Genomic DNA, 22,661 nt, shown 5'->3' on the forward strand with positions numbered 1-22,661 from the left:
GAAAGCGAAGCTACTGGAACGAAAGCTGTGTCGCCAACAGCACGCCGCCCACCACTTGCGAGCCCTGCACCGACACCTTGACGCCATTGGCCAGTTGTCCGGTGCCGACGATGGTGGCCGCACTCGCATCGACCCGCTGGCCCTTGACCGTCATGTCCGCCAGCGAGTTGAAGTTGGTGATCGGCCCGATCAGGCTGAACGACGGCAGCGCGCCACCCCCGGGGATATGCCGGATCTTGAGCTTGGTTGCCACCAGCACGCCCGCGTCGGAAAGCGTGCCGCTGGCGACCACCGTGACGCCGTTGCCCAGGTTTTGCGCCTGCCCGCCGGTGACCTGCGCGGCCGAGGCGTCGATGGGCGTACCCATCAGGCTGAAGCTCGCTGTCGACGCAAAGCTGCGGATCACACCTTCGAGCTGGACCGGCGCGCCCTTCACGCTGGAGAGGGCGTACCAGCCCTCGACCTGGCTCGCGTCCAGGCGGCCTGCCGCGGGCGGCAGGGCGCTGGACACGCGCACGATGCGGCCATTGGCGAGCCCGCCCGCCGGCAAGGTGGCGACGCGGTAGTCGACCACGAGGCTGCCGAGCTGGAAGGTGCTGCTGCCGACGTCGAGCTGCGATACCTCGCCCGTGACCACCGGCGTCGCGGCAACGGCCTGGGACTCGATGCGCGTGGCGCGCAGCGAGCCGGGACCGATCGGCAGCGCCCACACTTGCACCTGCATGCCCGCCGAGAGGGCCGGCAGGCCGGCAAGGTCGGCCCAGGCCGTATTGGCGTCCACGCTGACCGTGCTGCCGAGCATCTGGAAACTGCTTGCGGCGACATCGACCGAATCCACCGCGCCGCGCATCTGAGCCATCGAGGTCACCTGCCGCGCGGTGCCGCTCGTGAAGGCCGCATCCACCGGGCCGGTGACCACGACGGTCGTGCCGATCTGCAACTGCGTCGTATCGCGCAGGTCGAGTTGCGCCTGGTCGGTGTCGTAGCGCAGGTCGCCCACGAAGATGCTGCCGATGCCGTCCACGCTGCCCACGCTGGTCCCGGCGTCGGCGGTGCTCACGCCGGTGCCGCCCGAGCCCACGCCGGAATCGCCATTGCCGTTGGCCGCCGTGCTCGTCGAGCCGTCGCCGCCGCTGGAAGAGGTGCTCGTGGAACCGTCCCCTGCGGGGGAGCCGTCGGCGCTGTATCCCGAACCGGCCGCGCCGTTGCTGCTGATGCCGGAACCGCCCGCATCGGAAACGCCGCCCGGGGAGCTGCTGCCGCCGCCGCAGGAAAGAAGAAGCGCCAGCGAAACCGGCAGGAGGCCCAGGCGCAAAAGCTTGTTGATGATCATCGTGGGGACGGTTCGCCGGCACTCGCGCCGGCGTCCTCGAAATAGGTGTAGATGCCCACGCGGATGCGACCGGGAGCGGCGCCGTCAGCGGCCTTGACCGCGCGGGACATGTGGTCGGTCAGCTCGTGGTGCAGCGCCGCCCAGCGCTGGCGCACCAACGCCTGGATGGCCTCGCAATCCTCCAGCGACAGACCCTTGGCGAACACGGCGCGCTCGAGCATCGGCGCCCGCTCACCGGTCACGTTGGACACCGCGGCTTGCAGATGGTCGCGGGCGTTGTCGCCCAGGAAGGCCAGCATGGAGCGCAGGTCTGCCTGCGGCACGAATGCCTCGGCCGTCAGTTCGGCATGGCCATCGGCTTCGTTCACCAGCTTGAGGCGCACCAGTTCGTCGAGGATCGATCGGTGATGCCAGTTGCCGCGGCCGGCCGCGCGCGCCAGCGTCTCGAAGCTCATCGCATCCGAGTCGGCGACCACCGGCAGGCGGCGAAGCGCCGGGTCGTCGGACTGCATCTGCAGCCAGGACGTGAAAGTCCTGGCCGCGGCGGAGGCATCGGTGCTGGGCAGCAGATCCGCGGGTTCGCGAACCCTGCTGGTCACCGCCTTGCGGTTCAGGCCCGTCGTGATCGAGAGCTGGCTGATGTTCGGCTCCTGCACGCCCTGGGCACGCCACAGGCGGTGTGCCTCGTCCAGGAGCAGATCGCGCAAGAGCTCTTCCATCTGTGGATGTTTGAGCCCCATGGCCAACGCGAGCCTGACCACCGGACGCATGATGCGTGCGCAGGCGGCTTGAGCCCAAGTGAGTCGGCTGTCCATGAAGGTCTGGCGCGTTTCTTTTGACGGGTCCTGTCGATCGGAGGCGTTAATGTAACAAGCGGGTGACAATAGCCCGTCCGTGATCGCTGTGCTCTCTCCCGTCGCCGACGACTATTTATCGGTGTCCCGATACCAGTACGTCCTCTTTCGCGTGGCCTTGATCGGGATCTTCGGCTGGTTGATGCCGATGGGCGAGCGCGAATCGGCGCCACCATCTCCGCTCCCCGCACCGATCACGAACGGCACCTCCTTGACCTTTCCGTTGATCGTCATGGTCACGAGGCCGAACACCGGAGAGGGTGGTAGCCCGCCGCCGTCGAACACCGTGATGTTCGTTTCGCCGGTGATGAAGTTGATCTGATAGCCGCGCGCAATGCCGAGATTGGCCTTGCAGCTGTTGGCACTGGGCGCGCTGGGCTGGTTCGTCCCGAAGTTGACCAGGCCGCCCGCGGTCGTGGGCGCGTTCACGCCCTTTTCACCCAGGGAGGGAGCGCCGGTCTTAGGGTCCAGACCTTGCAAGGTGTGATAGAAGCCGCTGAGCGACCCGTCATAGTTAGTCGACGTCGCGTTGAAAAGAGCCGCCGGCTGCGCATTCGCGGTACTGCTCGTGTCGTCGCGCACGGCCGTCCAGCCGGCTGCGCTCCCGCCCACGTTCGTGTCCTTGATCATGTAGAAGCGGTTCACGATGTTGTTGGCCTGCTGGCTCAACAGCGGATGCTCGCGATCCCCGGTCACGGCCACGACCGCGTCGAACTTCTTGGTCAGGACAACATCGGGCGGGAAAAAGAACTTGCGCTTCGTTGTCCCCGTACCACCCAACGCAGCGAGCAGGGTGGTCTGCCACGTACTGGGCCCGTAGCTCGAAGTCGTCTGGGGCTTCAGGTCCACCCGCCAGATATTTCCACCCAGGTCTGCCGCGTACAGCCGGTCGATGAAGCCATCGAAGTCGCGATCCACCAGCGTGATATCGGCCGGCATGGCGTAGGTCATGCTTTTGAGTTGGCACGGGTTTCCGCTGCAGGAATCGGTGCTCCCGCCGGACTTGGCGCTCCAGAGCAGCTTGCCGGTGCTGGCTTCGAGAATGAAGATCCCGCGGCCCACCGTGTCCGTGGCGGGTGGTTCGATGTCCTCGTTGGTGTCGTAGCCGGCGCCGAACACCAGCACGGGGTACCCCGGGTCCAGCTTTGGATTCCCCGTCGGGTTGCAGGTCACGGGGTTGTAGCTCGGGTTCTGAATGCAACTGAGGATCGCCACCTTCGGTTGCGACCACGTCTGCCCTAGTTCGGCGAACCCGGCATCCTGGTTCGTATGCTTCCACATGAACTTCGGTGCAGCCGGCGTGCTGACGTCGAGCGCGTACAGCACTGAGCCGCCGCGGCGCGCGCCAAGGAAGATGTAGGCCGTGGTGCCGTTCTGATAGACGCTCGGGCTGCCGTCGAAGAAGTAGTCCTTGGACTGCGGCGTCGGGACGATGCCTGTGGGCGTGGTGGGCATCTTCACGATCGGGCTGTTGTTGTAGAGCCGCTGCAGCTTGGGATAGAACTCCTGCGGAATGAAGCTCCACAGTTCCCCTCCCGGCGGCACGCCGCCGATCGCGCAGTCCGAAGACACGGTACAGGTGCCCATGGCCAACGGTGCCGCATTCGCGGCGGGCGGCTGGTTGCCATTGATCGCCCGGAACATGCCGTCGTTGGCGCCATAGAACACGACCACGCCCGTCTGGCCGCCATAGTTGATGACCGCGGGACGCGAATGCAGCACGTCGCCATGCACGGACGGCCGGATCGTGATGCCGCCGCCGGGACTTTGCTCGTCGCCGACGTTGTCGCTTCCGCGCACCCAATTGATCAACGCATCGCGCGTCACACCCTGCGCCGACGCCGTCATGCCCGACGTCGTGTCGGTGCAGGTCGTTGAACTGCCGGGGCTTGTCTGGATGCTGTAGGTGAAGCCGGTGGAACTGACACTCAGGACCTTGAAGGTACCCACATAGGCGCTCTCGTTGGCGGCAACCGTGCCTCCGATGTTGATGGTGGTCCCGGCCACGAAGGTCGGCGCCGTCGCGGTGGTCGCGGTCACGGTCGCCGTGGAATAGGCCGTCGCCGCGCACGAGCCGGCGGTATAGGTCAAGCCGGTGATCGTCAGCGGCGTGGTGCCGCTATCGGCGGTGACCGTGGTCCCGGTATCGGGCGATGCCGGGGTGGAGTTGATGTTGAAGCAGAAACTCAGCGGCTTGCTGCCCGATTTGGAACCACCGGTACAACCCGTCCCGGTGTTCGTGATCGTCCAGGTCCCGTTGTAGGAACTCACGCCACCCGTCCCGGCCCCACTGATCGTGACCGAGTTGCCGGTCGCGAAGGTGATGGCCGAGGCGAAGGTGACGGTCACATTCGACACGTTGCTCGAATTGCTCGGGCTACGAACGATGCTGGCGGAGGGGATGGTGTACGACGTGGAACCCACCGTGGCCTTTCCGCCGCCATCCGGCGTCGCGGGGCCATCGGTGATCGTGTAGGTGAACGTGTTGGTTCCGGTGCTCGTCACCGGGAAGCTGCCGTTGTAGCGCGAGCCTGCGGCGCCGGCGATGGTGACGGTCGTTCCATTGACGTAGTTGTGTGCCGCGGACGTCGTCGCAGTCACCGTCGTCCCTGCCCGGGTCAATGAAGTCACGGAGATGGGCTTGGACGGCACGCTCGCCTTGTAGCTGCCAGTCGCAGGCGCGGGCGGATCGATGGTGATCGGATAGGTGAAGGTGGTGGTCGTCACCGGCGTGATCGAAAAGGTCCCGTTGAATTCCGGATACTTCGATCCCGCGATCGTGACGGACTGCCCCGCCACGAGCGCCGGGCTTGGCGCGGCCGCCAGGGTGACGGTCGCGGTGCTGGCGTTGCGCGCGATCGACGAGATCGACATCGCCGGGCCGTTCGTGCCCAGGATCGCGGCCGTGATGTCCGAATTGGTCGTCGCGAACTGCATCGACGAAAGGGCCGAATTGGCCACACAACTGGCACCACCCGATGCAAGGCAGGTGTAGACGTTGCGCGGTCCGGTCGGATTCGACGTGTAGTTGTCCTTCAGGTTGGCGAGCCTGATCTGCTGGGCCACTCCGCCCTTTTCGACGAACTCCCCGTCCGGCAGATCGAAGGCGGTTCCAGCACCCTGCGGATGGTTGACCCAGAACCCCCCGGTCCCCGTCGGCGAGGGCGCATCCGGGGAGGACGTCGCGTCCTTGGAGGTCCAGAAGCTGATCGCCGTGGGCGAAAGGAAGCCCGTGGTGCCCACCGAACTCAAAGCCGAATTGGCCGTCTGGTTGGGTTGATACGGCGGCCTCGAAGCATCGGCGAGAAAGGTCTGGACGGACACGGGGTTGCTCGTATCCGCGCCGATCTGGTACTGCTTCAGATTGCCCACCCAACGGGGCGCGCCGCCCGGGTCGGGGCGGAAGGTGCCCATGAACACCTGGTTGGCATAGGACCCGCCTCCACTCGTCGTGACAGGCAGACTCGCCGACGCGAACACGCTGTTGACGGCCTGCACCTCATTGAAGATCTGGAGCAAAGCCTGGACCATCGAGTTGTAGTCGCCAGCCACAAAGGCCTTGCCGCCGCCTTGCTTCGCAGTGCTGTTCAGAATCTGGTTGTAGTCGAGCGCGGTGCCGCCGGCAGCGATCGTGTAAGTCGTGGCGTTCTGCGGATCCGTCGGATCGTTGGTGTTGAAGTTCCCTTGATAGAAGAACCGCGCCCACTCATCAATCCAGGCATTGTCGTCGGCCGTGTAGGGTCCGATATTGGCCGTGCTGATCGGCACTTGCTGCGCAGCGGTGGCGCCTGCGGCGGCAAGATCGCTGGCGCTCGTGAAGCCGGACCCGTTGTCCGGGCGGCCTTGTTTCGATGCCGCGCCGATCAGGATGATGACGGTCTTCTGGCAGGACAGCGTCCCGATGTGAGGCGCGTAGGACGTCCCAGATCGCGGTCCGACGTTGCCGGTGAGCCATGCCCACGCCTCCTGCATGTCGCCATCAAGCTTGGCATTGCCGGTCGCCTTTGGAATGCCCGCAGCGATCACGCTCTGAAAAGCCTGGATGCCACCTGCATCCATCAGCGGCAGGTTGTATGGCGCCGCGCTGGGGTAGTACATCGAGCCCCCCTTATTGGAGCCCGAACCGCCGCTCATGAGTCCGATATTCAGCTTGGCGAGCAAGGCGGGCTGCGTCCTGATCGCATCGATGGCACCGTAAACCGAGCAATACACCATATCCAACAGCGTGGAGTTCGGCAGATTGGGGGCCGATGCGGAAAAGGGGCAACTCGACGTGTAGGCCGCGTCATTGCTCGACGTGTTGTCGACGATGATGAGGATGTTCGGCGTCGGCCCATTGGGTGTTCCACCATAGATGTCGATGTCATCTGCTCTGGCCGCGAAGCCAGTCAACGCTACCGCGCAGGCCAGCAGCAGTTTGACGAAGTGGGAAGATTTCATAGCAGATGCTTCCTCGGCATTTGGCAATTTGGAAACTGGGGCAGACGGCTCATATCAGTTGCATGCGCTACCGACCGCGACTCGCGTCGCAACGCCCTGGCGCACCGTGACGGCAGGCGTGGCGGAAACAGCGGCATTGGGCGGCGTCGTGCTGGCAGTGATCTCCCAGTTCGAGTTCGCGCACATCGAATCACCATTGCTCGCGCCGCCGGAGATGCCGGAGTTCTGAACGGAGCCGCTGGCGTAGCAGGGCACATCGGCCGGGTTGCTGGCATCGAGGTCGGCGGACTTGATCGGACTCACGCTGATGCATGAGGGAAGAGGACTCAGATCGACCGAATAGGTCGAGCCGGTCGTCCCGCTGTTGTTGATGTCGACAGTGACGGGCGTGGGCGTGGCGAGCGTCGTGAAGTCCGTGCTGATGACCTTCTCGATGGTCTGCTGAGCGGCTGCTTCGGCTTCCTTCTGAACTTGCATGTTGCCGGCCACCTTCGAATTGACGTTGCTGACCTTGATCGCCGACACGACGATCAGCGTGAGCACCACCAGGAAGATCATCGAGACCAGCAGCGTGGCCCCCGATTGCGCGCGTCCCGCCGCGCGATGCCTGATGCGATTCATGGCGTTTCCCGTTGACCGGCGCCATTGTTCAAGCGCGCGACGGCGCTGTAGACGTGACGCTTGATTTGATCGTTGAAGGGGCCGACAACCGGATAGGCCTGCCCCATGTTGTAGGTTCTCGTGTCCTTCCAGCCGCCGCTGCTTTCCGTGTTGCGCGCGAGGACGTGAACCCGCACCGACATCACATTGCCCCAGTTGGTCGCGGGAACAGACCAGTCGTAACCCGCGGTCGGATTGGTGCAGACGGCGGCCGCAACTTCGGCAACCGGCTGATTCGTCGCTTCGCCGACGGGCGGGTTGGCCGGATTGCTGGTGTAGCAGTCGGGTGAACCGTTGCCGTCCATGTCGACGCCATAGTCGAACTGCAGGTTCTCGATGCCTTCCACGAGCGGCGTGATGGTGATCGCGCCATTGACGAATTCGGCCATCTTGAGCGTCGGCGTGGTATCGGTGCCGCACACGTTGCAGGTGCTGACGAAATAGAGGTGCTGCACGACCTTGCGCACGGGCGCGAGCTTGCTCGACACGCAGTCCTTGGTCATCAGGTTGAAGCTCGACGCGCTGGCGCCAGCGGCAATGACGAAAGGCTGCGTATCCGTGGCACAGGAGGAAACCTGCAGATAGGTCTCGGTAGCGGTGACGCTCGCCGGCGCGACTGGAGTCGTATAGGCGCGGGTGACGATCAGCATCGCCGTGTTCGCCATCACATTGCTGATGCAAGTGGGCGTAGCGCTCACACCGTAGAGGGGCAGCGGCAGGGTCGACGCGGCGGGACGCGTGACAGCCGTGTAGCCAAGATCGGCAATTGTCAAAGGACAGGCGACCGGCACGGCCGAATTGAAAGACGTGCTAGTGGTCTGGCCGACAAAGCCGGCGAGTTGGAGGTCGTCAGTGAGAAGCTCGATCGCGTAGCGACCGTTCTCGATCTGCCGCGACGACTTGTCCAGTTCCGAGCGCGAGGTGACGGTCGAAACAATGAGGCTGATCAGCCCGATCATCAGGAACAGGCTCAGCGTGATGGCCACCATCAGCTCGACCAGCGTGAAGCCGCTGCTGTAGCGTGGCGGCCGCGACCGCTTGTGCATTCTCATGACAATGTTCCGATCCGGACCTTGGTGGTCACGACGCGATGCAGCTTCTCGTTGCCGTAGACACCGCTGCCGCAGGGGAAGGCGGCCCCGTTGCTCAGCGGCGCCGCGGTTGAAGCCAGGCCCTGCCAGGAGACCGCGATCAGGTAGACGTTGTTCGTCGCATCATCGAGCGTGATGCAACCGACCGCGCCGATCATGGCGCCGATCTGGAGGTTATTGCCCTTCGCGTCCTTGTCGATTTCGGATTGGCCCTGGATCATGTTGCGCCAGGCCGCCAGATCCGCCGCGGCCTGGGTCTGCTGCTGGACGTTGCCCGCGGCGCAGGTCGGAATGGTCGAGCTGGTGGAACTCAGTTGAATCCCGGCCGTGCCGTTCGAATAGCAGCTCGCGACCTTGCGATTCGCGTTCAGCCGCTCGGCCATGTCCTGCACGAGCTGGACAGCCTGGATGCGCTGGTAGGACTCCAGTTCCGCAAGATTCGCGCGGCTGCTGATGCCCGCGAGCCCCAGCAGGCCGAACAAGAGAATCACGAGCGAGACCAGGATTTCGATCAGCGCGACGCCGCGCTGCGCCCCCCGCCGACGAAGACGTTGTCTGGTGGTCTTGGCATTCATCAAGGGCAGGCTCCCACGCTGCTGCTCGGCACGCCGCTCAGGCCGACGGAAATGATTCGGCAACTGACGCCGCTGATCGCCACCGAAGGTGCCACGGTGAACTTGGTGAGTCTCGGATCCGTAGTGCCTGCCGGGACGACGGGGCGGCCATCCTTGCCGTATGAAACGGCGCCCAGTGAGGCCGAGTCGGTGATCGACAGGCCGCTGTAGGCTTCCTGGTTCTGGATCACCGGTGCCGTGCCGTCCGTGACCGTCCATCCCTGGTCCCAGGTCGTACTGCCCTTCGTGAACGAAACGGTTGTGGCACGGGTGATCGCCTCGCTGCGCGCCAGGGTCAACGACGCCATCAGGTCAAAAGATGCATTTCGGATGCGTTGGTTGAGGACGAACGACCGAAACGAAGGAAGCGCGAGACCCACGAGGATCGCCAGCACCACGATGGCGGTGATCAGCTCGATCAGCGTGAAGCCCTTGACATGGCGCCGCGCGGGACTGCGACTCACCAGCATCCTTGAACCCCGGTCTGATTCGTGAGCGCCTTTTTCAGGCCGGTGTTGTCGATGCTCAGAATCCCGCACTGGGTGTCCCTGGCGAGCTGGCTGTTGATGGGAGTCGCCGTCACCGTGAATCCCGGAGGCGTTGCACCCGTCGGATTGGTATCGAACTGGTAGTTGGCGGAGACATTGGAAGGCGGGGTCAGATTCAGCTGCGCCCAGGTCGCGTACTGCCGCGCATCCAACAGGTAGCGCTGCTGAAGATTGCTGATCTCGAGCATGTACCCCATCGCGGCCGAGCGATTGGAGCGCACGATGTAACGGGTGTAGGAGGGGTAGGCAATCGCCGCCAGGATCGCGACGATCGCGACCACGATCATCAGTTCGATCAGCGTGAAACCCTTCGCCTGACGGCCGGGCATGACTGGGATTCGGGATGGCTTTGTCAAACCTCGCTCCATGGACCTTTGTTGGCCCGCTCGTCAGGGCGAGCGGCTTTGCATGACGGTCGTAACTATATATTGCAAATGTGACTTTCTCACATTCAACCCGGCGCTCTCCGATACCGTTCGGCGCCTATCCACGACCGTTTGGCCAATTTGTGCAGGTTTTGTTGGGGAATCTGCCGGAACGAGGTGCTGCAAGGCGGCCTCCGAGGCGCGGCTTTCCGCGCTGGTCGACCTGGATTGCCCGCGGCACACCGATCAGTTAACGTGGCCCGCTCGTCAACGTGCGGAGCAACCACCATGGCGGTCCTTCCCGAAACCGGCATCCGCGACCTGGAAGACCTGCGGCGCTTCGAGTCGGAAATGACGCTGGAGGAGCGCCTGCCCGAGCGCAGCATCCTCGACGTCTTCATCGCCCGCGCGCTGGACCAGCCCGATCGCACCGCGATCACGATGCTGATGACCGGCGCCCCCGACGAAGAACCCCGCCGCGTCAGCTACCGCGAGCTGCTCGGACTGGTGCGCCGGGCAGCCAACCTGTTCGCCACCCTCGCCGGGCCGCGCCCTGGCGTCGCCTACATGCTGCCGAGCCTGGTCGAGACCCATGCGACGCTGTGGGGCGCCGAAGCTGCGGGCTACGCGGTGCCGATCAACTTCCTGCTGCAGCCGGAACACATCGCAGGCCTGCTGAAAGCCTCCGGCGCCCGCATCCTGGTCGCGCTGGGGCCGCACCCGGTGCTGGACATCTGGCAGAAGGCGCTGGCGCTGCGCGACGCGGTGCCGGGGCTGCAGTTGGTGCGCGTGGCGCCTCCCGGCATCCCGGTCGAGCCCGGCGTGATCGACTTTCACACCGCCTTGATGGCGCAGCCCGACGACCGGCTCGTGTTCGGAGATCCGGGGCGGGACGGCGACATCGCGGCCTACTTTCACACGGGCGGCACGACCGGCGCGCCCAAGCTCGTGGCGCACACGCACCGCAGCCAGCTCGTGGCGGCGTTGGGCGGCGCGGTCCTGGGCGACATGCGACCGACCGATACCCTCACGGCCACCCTGCCGCTGTTCCATGTCGGCGGAACCATCTTCTGCGGCTTGAGCGCATTCATGGCCGGGATCGGCCTCTTGGTCATGTCGCCCGGCGGGCTGCGCAATCCGGCAATGGTGCAAGGCTACTGGCGACTGGCCGCGCGCTACGGTGCCACGTTGGTGGGCGCGGTGCCCACTTCCATCGGCGCCGTGCTGGAAGTGCCGCTGGACGGCGCCGACCTCAGCGCCGCACGCGCCGGATTCTGCGGCGCCGCCTCGCTGCCAACAGCCGTGAGAGAACGCTTCAGGCAAGTCGTCGGCATCGGGCTGTTCGAGGTGTACGGCATGACGGAGGCCTCCGGCCTGATCGCGATCGACCCGGTGGCCGGCGAGGGTGGCGCCGGCTCGGTCGGCTGGGCCCTGCCCTATACCCGCGTGGAAGTTCGGCGGCTGGAAGCCAACGGTCGGCTCGGCCCCGTTTGCGCGCCGGGCGAGATCGGCGTGATCACCGCCCGGGGGCCGCATGTCTCGCCTGGCTATCGCAACCCTGAACACGATGCGGGCGTCTTCGACGACGGATTGCTCAACAGCGGCGACCTTGGCTATGCCGACGCGCGCGGTCGCATCTACATCGCCGGCCGGGCCAAGGACCTGATCATCCGCAGCGGCCACAACATCGACCCCTTGATGATCGAGAACGCGATGGCGGCGCACCCCGCCGTGGCATTGGCGGCTGCGGTGGCGATGCCGGACGCCTACGCCGGCGAACTGCCGGTGTGCTACGTGGCGCTCAGACCCGGTGCCACCGCGACGGAAGAAGAACTTCGGGAACACGCGGAGCAATCCATCGGTGAACGTCCCGCATGGCCGAAGCAGATCTGCATCGTCGACGCCATCCCGCTCACTTCCGTCGGAAAGATCTACAAGCCGCAGTTGCGCTGCGACGCCGCGTCGCGCCTGGTGACGCACGTCGTCCACGATCGGCTCGGACTGCGCGATGCGCAGATCCGCGTCCAAGAGGGCGGCCGAAGAGGCATGCGGGTGACGGTGGATCTGCCCGACGCGGCGCGATCAGCCGTGCCAACCGTCGAGGACGCACTGGCGGTCTATCTGTTCGAGACGCGGGTGACCGCCGGCTGATCAGCGCTGCTGCGCAGCGATGTGCGCCGCGAGGTAGGCCGCGTCCTCGTCCGCGCCGAACAGGAAGGCCGACTTCCATTTGTGCAGCCAGGGCAGGCCCAGGAAGTACAGACCGGCTTCAGAGGTCACCCCGCGCTCGTGCACGGGCGCCCTCCTCGATTCCGGTGAGGGGCCGAAGACGGGCAAGTCGATCCAGCTGAAGTCCGCATGGGCACCGTTGGCCCAGATCACCGACGTGATCCCCTCGCGAGCGAGATCGAGGGTACAGATCGGTGTGTCGAGCGCCGGCGGATCGGGCAACGCCCCGGGCGGATCCGCCGGTGGGAGATCGAGTTGCTGCGTGCGAACCGTCTCGTCGCATCGACGGTCGAACGCCTTCAGCGATTCGTCGCCGTGCGCGATGCTGGCGGCGAGATCGTCGGCCATCGCCATCCGGCCGTTCTCGGCCGCCTTGACGCGGCCGGTCAGCACGATCCCTTCGGCCGCCAGTCGGCGCAGGTCGATGTCATGCCCGCCATTCACGCCGGTCATCAGGCGAGACAGACGCGCGCCCTTCCAGTCGCGAAGCGTCGAATCGGCCGAGCCCGTGGCGATCAGCCACCAGATGCAATCCTTTCCGCGATAGCGACGCCGGATCCGCTCATGCGAGCTGACGGACAGGAACACGCGCCGTCCGGCGCGGCACAGTTCCTCGGCAATCTGCACGCCGGAGTTGCCGGTGCCGACCACGAGCACGGCGCCGTCGGGCAGCTGCTTCGGATTGCGGTACTGGGTCGAATGCAGTTCGAACACGCCTGCGCCCAGCGAAGGGGTCGCGCGCGGAACCTGGTACGGGCCCGTGGCCACCACGACGTTGCGCGCCACGTAGAGGGTGCCGTCAGTCTGCACCTGCAACTCGCGCGACCCCGGCCTGCGCTTCACCGAAAGCGCGGCGCACCGGGTGCGCACGGGAGCACGAATGGTCGCCGCATAGCGTTCGATGTAGTCGGTGACCTCGCGCAGCGGAGAAAAGGCATTGGGGTCCGCATGCGGGTCGGCTGTCATGCGCGGCCAACCCGGAAGATTCATGTTCCAGTTGGGCGACTGGAAGTGCAACGAATCCCAGCGCTCGCTTCGCCAGCGTTCCGCGAGCTCTCCGCGCTCGAGCACGAGGTGCTCGCCGCCCAGTCGCCCCAGGTGGAAGCTCATCGCCAGGCCCGCCTGGCCACCGCCGATTACGATGGTTTCGACACGCTCAGTGGACATGGCGGGCCCCAAGAAGTTACTGCGTCAAACGATGCCTGCGCGGAATATGCGATGGCCGTTCACCGTGGTCAACCCCGACGGCGACGCGAGATGTAGCCCACTGTGCTGGGATTGCGCGCGCCGTATCTTTTGCATTCATCTGCATCGAATCCTTCGAAAGAAGGAGATGAGGGAAGGCGCAGCTGTGCCGGGTCATTGCTGTAGGGTTGAGGCATGAACCCTGCGGCACCCTCCCCCATCCTCGACGTCACGGACCTGTACTTCGCGCATCCCGGGCAGCCGGCACTCGCGGCTGGATGGAGTGCCTCCATCGACGCCGGCGTCACGCTGCTGTACGGCGACACCGGCAGCGGAAAGTCGACGCTCCTTCGTCTGATCGCAGGCCACCTGCCCGCCAGGGGCCTGTTGAGCCTCGCAGGCGCACGCCTTGACCACGAGCCCGAGGCCTATCGACGGAACGTCTTCTTCTGCGACCCGGAGACCGACGCGTTCGACAAGGTCAGCGCGGTCGAGTGCACGGCCTCGCTCCGCGCGGGCGATGCGCGTTTCAACGAGGCCGGCTGGCGAACCTTCGTCGAGGGCTTCTCCCTGACCCCGCACCTCGACAAGCCGATGTACATGCTGTCGACCGGCTCGAAGCGCAAGGTCTGGCTGGCGGCTGCGCTCGCATCGGGACGCGCGCTCACCCTGCTCGATGAACCCGCGGCCGCGCTCGACGCCGCATCGATTCGCTTCCTCTGGCACACGCTCGCTTCCCTTGCCGAGCGGCCCGACCGGGCCATCGTTGTCGCAAGCGCCTCGCGAATCGATTCGGTCCCGCTTTCCGGCTCGATGGATCTGCCGCTTCATTCCGATCGAACGGCGCACGCCTAGGCGACCCAGGCCACAGCGACCATCGGGCTTCACAATGGCCGATCCCGAGCACTGCGCGGACCACCCCCGCATGCAGGTTCCCCGATGCTTCTGCCCCTCCAGGCCTACCCTGCAACCTTCGTCATCGCCAGTTCGATCGTGCTTTACTTCTCGCGCGGCGCGATCACGCGCCCGCGCTCGCATGGCTTCTATCGCTTCTTCGCGGTGGAGTGCATCTTCGGCCTGATATGGATCAACCTCCCTGTCTGGGGCGACGATCCCGCGCTGTCACCGAGCCAGTCGCTGGCGCTGGCGCTGCTCGCCACCTCGGCCTGGCTGCCACTGCATGCGGTGCGCCATTTGAGGCGGGTGGGCCAGCCGGGCGGCACCCGCGAGGACGAGGCGCTACTCGGATTCGAGAGGACGACCCGGCTGGTGACGACCGGGGCCTTCAAGTACATCCGCCATCCGATGTACGCGGCACTGATCTGCCTGGCCTGGGGCGTCTTCCTGCAGCGCTTCACCTGGCTCGCCTTGCTGCTGGTGCTGGCAGCGACCGCGCTGCTCTTCGTCACCGCCCGGCGCGAAGAGCAGGAATGCCTCGAACATTTCGGCGATGCCTATCGCAACTACATGCGCCGCACACGCCGCTTCGTTCCGTTCCTGCTGTAGCGCCTCTCTTTACGCCGGCTTTACCCGCCGGGCACATTGGCTTGCGCGCCGCGCCCTCCAATGCGATGGCTCCGCCCCCTGCCGGCGTTGCGCACCAGGAACTTCTCGATGACCCGATTCGTGCCCCGGCTGGCGGCCGCCCTCCTTTCCATCACACTGGCCGGTTCCGGCTTCGCGCAGTTCGCGGGCGGCATGGGGGGTGGCATGGGCGGCCGCCGCGGATCGGGAGGCGCCAGCCCCTCGACCCCACGCAGCGACACCCTCAACAACCCCACCTCCCTTTCCAGCGCAGCAAGCAGCCGGCTCTACGACCTGCGGCTGCGCCTGCGGATCACGCCGGAGCAGTCGCCGCTGTGGGATGCCTTCCAGACCAAGGCCTGGGACCTGATGGTGCACAACGCCGTGCGCGCGCCGGGCGACGGCGATGCCAGCGCAGCGCAGACGGTACGCGCGCGGGCGGAACGGATTCAGACGAGCTCGCGGCAATGGACGGCCCTGGCGGACGCAGTCGACCGTCTCTACGAGGCGCTTTCGCCGGAGCAGCGGCAGGTGGCCGACCAGGAGCTGCCTGCCGTCCTGCCCGGTGGCGGGGAAGGCTCGGAGGCGTCTGGCGCGCCGGGCAAGCCGGAGCCACCGAGCGGCGGCACGGGCTTCAGATGATGACGGCAGCCTGAGTGAGGAGGTCGGGGCGACTGGTGGCCGTGTCCTATCCGAACTGGACGCAGCGCATGCTGAGCGTCCCGGACTGGAACCCTTCGTAGATGGTTTGCGCACGCTCCCCGCTCCCGGCGGCGCCCAGGGGGTACAGGAACGGGTAGTAGTGGTCGGGCGTCGCAACGGCGACCGAAGCGCCTTCGAGCTTGCCGAAATCGATCAGCGCCTTGTCATCTCGTCCCCGCAGCGCAGACTTCACCGCGTCGTCGAAAGACTGGGCCCAGGGGCGGCTCGCGGACGGTGCGTCCGGGACGCCCCGATCTGTCGCACGCAGGTTGTGCACGATGTTTCCGCTGCCGAGGATGAGAACCCCCTTGTCCCGCAACGCTGCGAGCTCGCGGCCCACGGCATAGTGGAAAGCGGCCGGCTTGTCATAGTCGATCGACAGCTGGAAGACCGGTACGTCCGCCTTGGGGTAGAGGTACTTGAGCACAGTCCACGTGCCGTGGTCCAGGCCCCATTGCTGCGTGGTCACGACGCGGCCCTGGGTCACCAGGCCGGCAGCAACCCGCGCGATGGCCGGGTGACCGGGTGCGGGGTACTCGATGTCGAACAGGGCCTGCGGAAAGCCCCCGAAGTCGTGGATGGTCTTGGGCCGCTCCTGGATGCCTACGCCGGTCGCCCCCTGCGTGAGCCAGTGCGCCGAGACGCTCAGGATGGCCGTCGGGGTCGGCAAAGCCTTCCCCCACGCAAGCAATCGGCGCGTGAACTCGTTGTCCCGGATCGCGTTCATCGGGCTGCCGTGGCCGATGAAGATCGTGGGCATGCGGGCCGCCGCCCGGCCTGTCTGCTCGGCGGCAGCGTGCGCGAGGCCAGACACCGTCGCGAGCAACGCGACGGCACCGTGCGCTGAAGATTGGAGGAGGAAGCCGCGGCGGCTGGAATCGGCAGAAAGCATGTTCTCGAGGAAATTGTTCGATGCCGAGCGTACTCGCATCCTGCAAGCCGACTTCGACGCTGAAGCCCGGCGCTCGCTGAATGAGATCTGGCCTCGTGTCTTCGACCGTCTCGCTGTCAGTCGGCTTGCCCGAGAATCTCCGGATGCCACACGCCGTATCCCGCCTGCGCGCCGCGCGTCTCGCGCGCAGCGCCAAACCCTTTCTCGCCCGTGGTGGTTGGAAGCGCGAGCGCTGCGGCGGCTGCAGGCTGGTCCCCAGCCACTGCATGTGTGCCCTGCGCCCTTCGCTGACCACGCGCGCAGGGGTGTGTCTGCTCATGGCCGACATCGAGCCGCTCAAGCCGACCAACACCGGCTGGCTGATCGCCGATGTGGTGCCCGATACCTTTGCCTTCGGCTGGACGCGCACCGAGCCCGACCCGGCTCTTCTGGCCCTGCTGGCCGACCCGCAATGGCAACCGTATGTCGTGTTTCCGGGCCAGTACGTCGCGCCCGAGCGGGTCGTGCGCGCCGTGCAGCCCGACAGCCTGCATGGCGATGCCGGAAAGCGCCCGCTGTTCATCCTCCTGGACGCGACATGGACCGAAGCGCGCAAGATGTTTCGAAGAAGTCCTTACCTCGACCCATTCCCGGTGCTGAGTCTGGAGCCTGAGCAGGCATCGGAATACAAGCTGCGCCGCTCCGGCCGCGACGACCATTTGTGCACCAGCGAAGTGGCTGCCCTATGCCTGGACCTGGCAGGCGAGCCCGTTGCCGCGCAAACGCTGGAGGCTTACCTGGCGGTGTTCACCCATCACTATCTGCATGCGAAGAACCAGCAACCCGTTGCATGGGAGGGCGCCGCCCACCAGCGCTTGCGCGAGCAGCGCAACCAGCAGCCTCGCAGCGGCTGAACCCGCCAGGCACTCATCGCAGGCAGTTCATCCGCGATCCTCGCCGCTCAAGGCCGCGCGCAACGCCTCGACCGCGACCGCCACCACGAGACCGGTCAGGACGATTCCGCCAATCCCGAGCAACATGGCCAGCACGCGGGCGAATCCCGACTTGGGTACGAGGTCGCCGTAGCCGACCGTCAGGCCGGTGACGAAGGAGAAGTACAGCCCGTCGGTGAGCGGCCACCCCTCCACCTTCGCGACGAGCAGGCCGATCAGCGGCATCATCAGCAGCAGCCCCGAAACCGCGGGCCAGACAATGACCAGCCCCTGCCAAAGCTCGCGGAAGAACCGGCGCCTGATGATCCTGGAAGACTTCATTTGGCACTCGCTCGGTGGACATCGGGTCGAGAAACGGGCTGTAGCGAGCGCCTTCTCCAGCGCTCCAGCACCCACACCGTGGCCGAGGCGTAGAACGCCACCCCCACGAAAAGGCACACGCGCATGACCGAGCCTTCGAGCACGCTCTTGCCGCTCGCGCTGTCCTCGATCGCGGGGCCGAGCAGGATCAGCGCGGTCACCAGCGCGTTGCTCCAGAACGAAGGACGAAAGCGCGTGCGCCGCACGCCGAACATGGCCGAGCCCGTCCACAGCGCCGCGGCCATCAGCCACAACATCAGCATCCAGAGGCTCGGCCACAGCGACAGGCCCATCCACACCCCCATGCCGATGAAGGCGCCCATGAGGGTCGAGCCCACGAGCTCGCGGCTGGCCGCGCCCGCTTGCGCTTCGCCGGCCTGTTGCGCCAGCGTCGCCGTCTTCATGACGGCGGCAAGGTAGAACGAAGGGTTGGTCAGCGCGAGCACGAAGACCGGCATGACGATGATCGTCCCGCGCAGGGCGATCCAGTTGGCCGAGATGGCCCCGGCGCGCGGCGCGGCCGCCCCCGCCTGCTGCGGCGGAGGATCGGGAAACAGCGCGCCGGACAGCGCGCTCACCAGCGTGCCGACGCCCAGCCCGACGGCAAGCGTGACGCTGAGCACCGCAATCAGCGATTGTTCCGCCACGCCGGCGACCGGCATCATCGCGAAGGAGATCACCAGCAAGACGGTCAGCGCGCCGCCACCGCGCTGACCGGCATGGAACACCGCATGGAGCACCACGCCGGTCAGCAGTACGCCGGCCACCGCGTAGTGCTCCAGCAGCGGCACCATCAGCACCCCGGCCGCGATCAACGCCGCAAGTACCACCGCAGCGACGATGCCCTTGACCAGCGGCAGGGGCGGCCCAGGCTTGCACAGCACGAGCACCGCCATCACGCAGACCACGAACGGCAGCTTCAGCGCGAGCCCGTAGGCCAGCAGCGTGGCGAGGCCCAGTCCCAGGGTCAGGCGCAGGCTTGCCTTGTCACCGCGGGTCATGGCCGTCTTTCAGTAGAGGTACGTCAGCCAACTCACGACGCGCATGTACACCGCGCCGAGAGCGTTCATCACCGGGTTGTCGCCGGTGTAGACCAGCACGTCGGCCTGGCCGCCCACCTGGACGCGACGCAGGCGGTCGATCTCGGAAGGATCGAACTCCACCACCACCGGGAAGCGCTGTGCCTGGCGCAGCCAGTCGCGGCTGTTCTCCACCGTGGGCAGCGCGCCGGGCGAGCCCTGCTTGCCGCTGCTCACGCCGCGGCCCACGCTGCGCACCCGCCCCTTAAGCACCTGTCCGGGCAGCAAGTCGAGCACGATGGCCGCCTCGTCGCCGGGCTCGATGTTGCCCAGGTTGTTCTCGGTCATCTCGGCGCTGATCCACAGGTCGTGTATCGCGATCAGCGTCATCAGCGGCGCACCCGGCTGCGCGAAGAGGCCGACGTCGGTCTGCAGGTCGGTGACCCTGCCGCGTGCAGGCGCGATCACGCGGGTGCGTGCGAGGTCGAGTGCGGCCTTCTCCATCGCGGCCTTGGCGCTTTGCAGTTGCGCGTTGTCCTCCCCGACGCCGCCGGCAGCCTCTTGCGCCTTGCGCAGGTCCGCCTCCGCCCGCTTGGCCTGGCTGCGCGCCTGGTCGCGCGTCGACTGCGCGATCTCCAGTCGACGCACGGAGATCGCGCCCGGGTCTTCGTCATGCAGTCTTTCCTGGCGGCTGGCATCGCGCTCGGCCATCTCGCGACCGGCCTGTGCGACGCCCAACGCGGCGCGCGCCGCGTCCACACCGGCGACCGAGCCCTGCACCGAACGCCGCACGGATTCGAAATCGGCTTGCGAACGGCGCAGCGCAATGCGGAAAGGCTCGGGGTCGATATCGAGCAGTGGCTGTCCCGGCTGCACTTCTTCGTTGTCGCGCACATGCACCGCCAGCACCTTGCCTGCGACCTCGGCCGCCACCGGCACGACGAAGGCCTGCACGCGCGCCTGCGAGGTGCTGGGCGTGAGGCGGTCGCCGACAAAGTAGATGACGAGGCTGCCGACGATCAATGCGGCCAGCACCAGCGCGCCGATGCGCGTGCCGGCGCTGGCCTTGGGCACCGGCGCTTCGGGCGGCAGCTCCTGGGCAGCCGGTGGGGTGGCGGTTTGCTGCTGGTTCATTGCGTGACCTCCGCGCAGCAGCGCTGCGGAATTCGCCTTGGGGCGGCCCGGCGGCTCATTGCGTGACCTCCGCGTCGCTCCGTCGCCGCGAAGGCGGCTCTGCCCCGGGCGGCGGCAGGGGATCGTTCAGAAGTGGCGTCCAGTCGCGGCGCTCGGCCATGGCGCGGCGCGTGTCTTCGTCCATCGGCAGCGGCTGGTCGCGCGCGGCCTGCCAGCCGCCGCCCATGGCCTTGTAGAGGGCCACCAGGCTCTGCACCACGCTGCCTTGGGTGGTGACGAGTTGCTCCTGCTGGCTGAACAGCGTCCGCTGCGAATCGAGCACGCGCTGGAAGTCGACCAGCCCTTCGCGGTACTGGATCGTCGCGATGTCGAGCGAGCGGCGCGCGGCCCGCACCGCGCCTTCGAGCAGGTCGATCTGCGCGCGGTTGCTCGCGAAGCTGGCGGCGGCATCGTCCATCTCGCGCGCTGCGGTCAGCACCGTGTTCTGGTACTGCTCCAGCAGTTGCCGGAAGCGCGCATCCTGCACCAGCACCTGGTTCTGGAGGTTGCCGTGGTCGAACACGTTCCACAGCAGCGCCGGGCCGATCGCCCAGCTCGCGGTGTTCGAAGACCCCGCGATCGAGGTGGCCGAGAGACCGAGCGTCCCGCCGAGCGCGATCGAAGGATAGAGCGCCGCCTCGCTGACCCCGATCAGCGCGGACTGCGCGGCGAGCTGCATCTCGGCCGTGCGCACGTCGGGCCGGCGCCGCAGCAGGTTCGCCGGCACGTCGACGATCAGCCCGAGCTCGGCGCGAGGAAGGCGGCCCTCCCCGGCCGCCATCTCGGGCAAAGCGCCCGGCGGCCGGCCCAGCAGCACCGCGAGTGCGTTCTGCGACTGGCGCAAAAGGCCCTCGAACTCGGGAATGGTCGCCAGCGTGGCGAGGTACAGCGAACGGGCCTGCTGCACATCGAGCTCGGCCTCGTTGCCGCTGCGGAACAGCCGCTCGGTGATCTGCAGGCTGCGCTTCTGGATCTGCGCGTTCTCGTGCGCGATGCGAAGCCGCAGCTCGGTCGTGCGGATGCTGCCGTAGAGGCTGGCCGCCTGCGCCGCGACCAGCACCTGTACGTCGTCGTACTGCGCAATGCTCGCGAAGTAGGCCGCATCGGCCGACTCGATGCCGCGCCGGTACTTGCCCCAGAAGTCCATCTCCCAGGCGATGTCGAAGCCCGCGCTGGCGCTCCAGAAGGCGGTGTTCGCGCCGCGCGACTGGCGCTGGCCGGCACGCAGCGCATTGCCGCTCACCTGCTGCACCTGCGGATAAAGGCCGCTGCCCGCGATGCCGAGTTGCGCGCGCGACTCGAGGATGCGCATCGCCGCAAGGCGCACGCCGGGGTTGCGGCGCTGGGCTTCCGCCACCAGTGCGTCGAGTACCGGGTCATCGAAGCTGTGCCACCAGGCGTCGTCCACGGGCCGCGCGCGCGGCAGCGCATCCGTCGCGAGCGTGCGTCCCGCGTCGCCGGACCAGTCCGAAAGCCACGGCACGGCAGGCCGCGCGAAGTCCGGGCCGAGCATGGTGCAGCCGCCCAAGCCCAAGCCCAGGCACGCGAACCACGCAAGGGCCGCAAGGTGCCAATGCGAGGTCGCGGCCGGCATGCCTTCAGTCGCCGGCCGGCAGATCGCTCTTCGCTGCGGGCGCGTCCGATGCCGGACTGGTCGCAACCCAGCCCATGAAGATCTGGTAGCCGAGCGCGAGCAAGGTGGCGCCGACGAACATGCCGAGGATGCCCGCGGTCGCCATGCCGCCGAGCGCGCCGATCAGGATCACCGGCATCGGCGCATCGACCCCGCGACCCAGCATCAGCGGCTTGAGCACGTTGTCGGCCATGCCCGCGACCAGCAGCAGCACCGTGTACCCGACCGCGGCGCCGGTTTCGTAGTCGGCACGTGTCCACAGCCAGGCGATGGCCGGCAGCGTGACGATGACCGCCGGCACCTGCGCGATGCCGAGCACGAGCACGATCGCCGAGAGCACCCCGGCCCACGGGACGCCCGCGATCAGCAGGCACACCCCGACGATGATCGCCTGGATGAAGGCGACGCCGATCACGCCCTGCGCCACCGCGCGGATGGTTGCCGTGGAGAGGTTCGCGAACTCGACACCGCGCGCGGGCCCGATGATGCGCACGAAGATCGCCTGGACGGCGCCGCTGCCAGCCTCGCCGAAGGCCATGACGATCCCCGCAACGATGATCGCGGCGAGGAACATCAGGAGCGCGCCGCCGATGCCCGCAACCGCGCCGAGCGCAGTGCGCGCGAGATTGCCGATCTTCGGCTGCAGGCTCTGAACCAGCGCCGGCAAGTCGTCGTGCGCCTGCGTCCAGATCGCGAAGACCTTGTCGCCAACGATGGGCCATTTCGCGACGCTGTCGCGCGGTGCGGGCAGCCGCAGCGAGTTGTTCTGCACGTCGGCGATCAGCCCCCGCACCGAGTCCCCGACCGAGCTCAGGAGCACCGCGGTGGGCACGATGATCAGCACGATGCCCGCCAGCACCAGCACCGTGGCCGCGAGCCCCTGCCGCCCACCCATGCGGCGCGCGAGCGACTGCTGTGCCGGATAGAGCGTGACCGCGAGGATCAGCGACCACGCGATCAACGTCAGGAACGGGGAAAACACGCGGTAGCAGAGCAGCGCGAGCACGATCACGAGGCCGGCGCGGATCAGCACATCCATGAGCGCAGACGCGCCGCGTGACACCAGTCGATCGTCGGATTCGGCAGGCATCGACATGCTTTTCTCCC

Annotated in this window: 20 protein-coding genes; 5 read left to right on the forward strand and 15 right to left on the reverse strand. The window is 66.8% G+C overall.

Annotated elements, in window-relative coordinates:
• Positions 1–10 precede the first annotated feature (10 nt).
• From BLW05_RS04510 to BLW05_RS04545, 8 genes are all read right to left on the reverse strand, one after another.
• Positions 11–1,333 carry a DUF5666 domain-containing protein gene (locus BLW05_RS04510; RefSeq protein WP_093160139.1) on the reverse strand — a complete coding sequence of 441 codons (1,323 nt, stop codon included), beginning with the start codon at positions 1,331–1,333 and terminating at the stop codon, positions 11–13.
• A complete protein-coding gene (locus tag BLW05_RS04515; RefSeq protein WP_093160142.1) occupies positions 1,330–2,148 on the reverse strand; it encodes a DUF6502 family protein in 819 nt (272 codons plus the stop codon). The genes BLW05_RS04510 and BLW05_RS04515 overlap by 4 nt, the downstream gene beginning before the upstream one ends.
• 111 nt (positions 2,149–2,259) lie before the next feature.
• Positions 2,260–6,627: a pilus assembly protein gene (locus BLW05_RS04520; protein ID WP_093160145.1), complete on the reverse strand. Its 4,368-nt coding sequence runs from the start codon at positions 6,625–6,627 to the stop codon at positions 2,260–2,262.
• Between the two features lie 54 nt (positions 6,628–6,681).
• On the reverse strand, positions 6,682–7,248 hold the full coding sequence (locus BLW05_RS04525) for a pilus assembly PilX family protein (protein ID WP_093160147.1): 567 nt from the start codon (positions 7,246–7,248) through the stop codon (positions 6,682–6,684).
• Complete coding sequence (locus BLW05_RS04530) at positions 7,245–8,339, reverse strand: PilW family protein (protein ID WP_093160150.1); 1,095 nt, start codon at positions 8,337–8,339, stop codon at positions 7,245–7,247. The genes BLW05_RS04525 and BLW05_RS04530 overlap by 4 nt, the downstream gene beginning before the upstream one ends.
• Entirely contained in the window at positions 8,336–8,953 is a 618-nt protein-coding gene (gene pilV, locus BLW05_RS04535; protein WP_093160152.1) for a type IV pilus modification protein PilV, read from the reverse strand. The genes BLW05_RS04530 and pilV overlap by 4 nt, the downstream gene beginning before the upstream one ends.
• The gene (locus tag BLW05_RS04540) at positions 8,953–9,462 is read right to left on the reverse strand and encodes a GspH/FimT family pseudopilin (RefSeq protein ID WP_093160154.1); all 510 of its coding nucleotides are present in this window, start codon (positions 9,460–9,462) and stop codon (positions 8,953–8,955) included. Before BLW05_RS04540 ends, pilV begins: the two co-directional genes overlap by 1 nt.
• Positions 9,453–9,869, reverse strand: coding sequence for a type IV pilin protein (locus BLW05_RS04545; protein ID WP_093160157.1), 417 nt, complete (start codon positions 9,867–9,869; stop codon positions 9,453–9,455). The genes BLW05_RS04540 and BLW05_RS04545 overlap by 10 nt, the downstream gene beginning before the upstream one ends.
• A 324-nt stretch (positions 9,870–10,193) precedes the next feature.
• Here BLW05_RS04545 and BLW05_RS04550 point away from each other — a divergent pair, with 324 nt between their 5' ends.
• The gene (locus BLW05_RS04550; RefSeq protein ID WP_093160159.1) at positions 10,194–12,056 is read left to right on the forward strand and encodes an AMP-binding protein; all 1,863 of its coding nucleotides are present in this window, start codon (positions 10,194–10,196) and stop codon (positions 12,054–12,056) included.
• Here the strand turns inward: BLW05_RS04550 and BLW05_RS04555 are convergent, their stop codons facing one another.
• Complete coding sequence (locus tag BLW05_RS04555; protein ID WP_093160162.1) at positions 12,057–13,301, reverse strand: NAD(P)-binding domain-containing protein; 1,245 nt, start codon at positions 13,299–13,301, stop codon at positions 12,057–12,059.
• Positions 13,302–13,514: 213 nt separating this feature from the next.
• Here BLW05_RS04555 and BLW05_RS04560 point away from each other — a divergent pair, with 213 nt between their 5' ends.
• From BLW05_RS04560 to BLW05_RS04570, 3 genes are all read left to right on the forward strand, one after another.
• Positions 13,515–14,174: an ABC transporter ATP-binding protein gene (locus BLW05_RS04560; RefSeq protein ID WP_093160164.1), complete on the forward strand. Its 660-nt coding sequence runs from the start codon at positions 13,515–13,517 to the stop codon at positions 14,172–14,174.
• An 84-nt stretch (positions 14,175–14,258) separates the two neighbouring features.
• Complete coding sequence (locus BLW05_RS04565; RefSeq protein ID WP_093160167.1) at positions 14,259–14,825, forward strand: methyltransferase family protein; 567 nt, start codon at positions 14,259–14,261, stop codon at positions 14,823–14,825.
• A 108-nt stretch (positions 14,826–14,933) separates the two neighbouring features.
• A complete protein-coding gene (locus tag BLW05_RS04570; protein ID WP_177142552.1) occupies positions 14,934–15,485 on the forward strand; it encodes a Spy/CpxP family protein refolding chaperone in 552 nt (183 codons plus the stop codon).
• 46 nt (positions 15,486–15,531) lie between these two features.
• Here BLW05_RS04570 and ygiD read toward each other — a convergent pair whose 3' ends face one another.
• Positions 15,532–16,437, reverse strand: coding sequence for a 4,5-DOPA-extradiol-dioxygenase (gene ygiD, locus BLW05_RS04575; RefSeq protein WP_256330025.1), 906 nt, complete (start codon positions 16,435–16,437; stop codon positions 15,532–15,534).
• A 143-nt stretch (positions 16,438–16,580) separates the two neighbouring features.
• Between ygiD and BLW05_RS04580 the strand changes: the two genes are divergently transcribed.
• Positions 16,581–17,330 (forward strand): tRNA-uridine aminocarboxypropyltransferase, encoded by a 750-nt coding sequence (locus BLW05_RS04580; RefSeq protein ID WP_093160507.1) that lies wholly within the window; start codon positions 16,581–16,583, stop codon positions 17,328–17,330.
• A 27-nt stretch (positions 17,331–17,357) separates the two neighbouring features.
• Here BLW05_RS04580 and BLW05_RS04585 read toward each other — a convergent pair whose 3' ends face one another.
• Genes BLW05_RS04585 through BLW05_RS04605 form a run of 5 tightly spaced genes read right to left on the reverse strand, consistent with a single transcriptional unit; the run spans position 17,358 to position 22,650 of the window.
• A complete protein-coding gene (locus BLW05_RS04585; protein ID WP_218135139.1) occupies positions 17,358–17,690 on the reverse strand; it encodes a potassium channel family protein in 333 nt (110 codons plus the stop codon).
• Positions 17,687–18,730 (reverse strand): DUF2955 domain-containing protein, encoded by a 1,044-nt coding sequence (locus BLW05_RS04590; protein WP_093160175.1) that lies wholly within the window; start codon positions 18,728–18,730, stop codon positions 17,687–17,689. Before BLW05_RS04590 ends, BLW05_RS04585 begins: the two co-directional genes overlap by 4 nt.
• 9 nt (positions 18,731–18,739) lie before the next feature.
• Positions 18,740–19,882 (reverse strand): HlyD family secretion protein, encoded by a 1,143-nt coding sequence (locus BLW05_RS04595; protein ID WP_093160177.1) that lies wholly within the window; start codon positions 19,880–19,882, stop codon positions 18,740–18,742.
• A 55-nt stretch (positions 19,883–19,937) separates the two neighbouring features.
• The gene (locus tag BLW05_RS04600; RefSeq protein ID WP_093160180.1) at positions 19,938–21,515 is read right to left on the reverse strand and encodes an efflux transporter outer membrane subunit; all 1,578 of its coding nucleotides are present in this window, start codon (positions 21,513–21,515) and stop codon (positions 19,938–19,940) included.
• Between the two features lie 4 nt (positions 21,516–21,519).
• Positions 21,520–22,650, reverse strand: coding sequence for an AI-2E family transporter (locus BLW05_RS04605; protein WP_093160182.1), 1,131 nt, complete (start codon positions 22,648–22,650; stop codon positions 21,520–21,522).
• Positions 22,651–22,661: the final 11 nt, after the last annotated feature.

The organism is Variovorax sp. YR216, assembly GCF_900107745.1.
Classification (GTDB): domain Bacteria; phylum Pseudomonadota; class Gammaproteobacteria; order Burkholderiales; family Burkholderiaceae_C; genus Variovorax.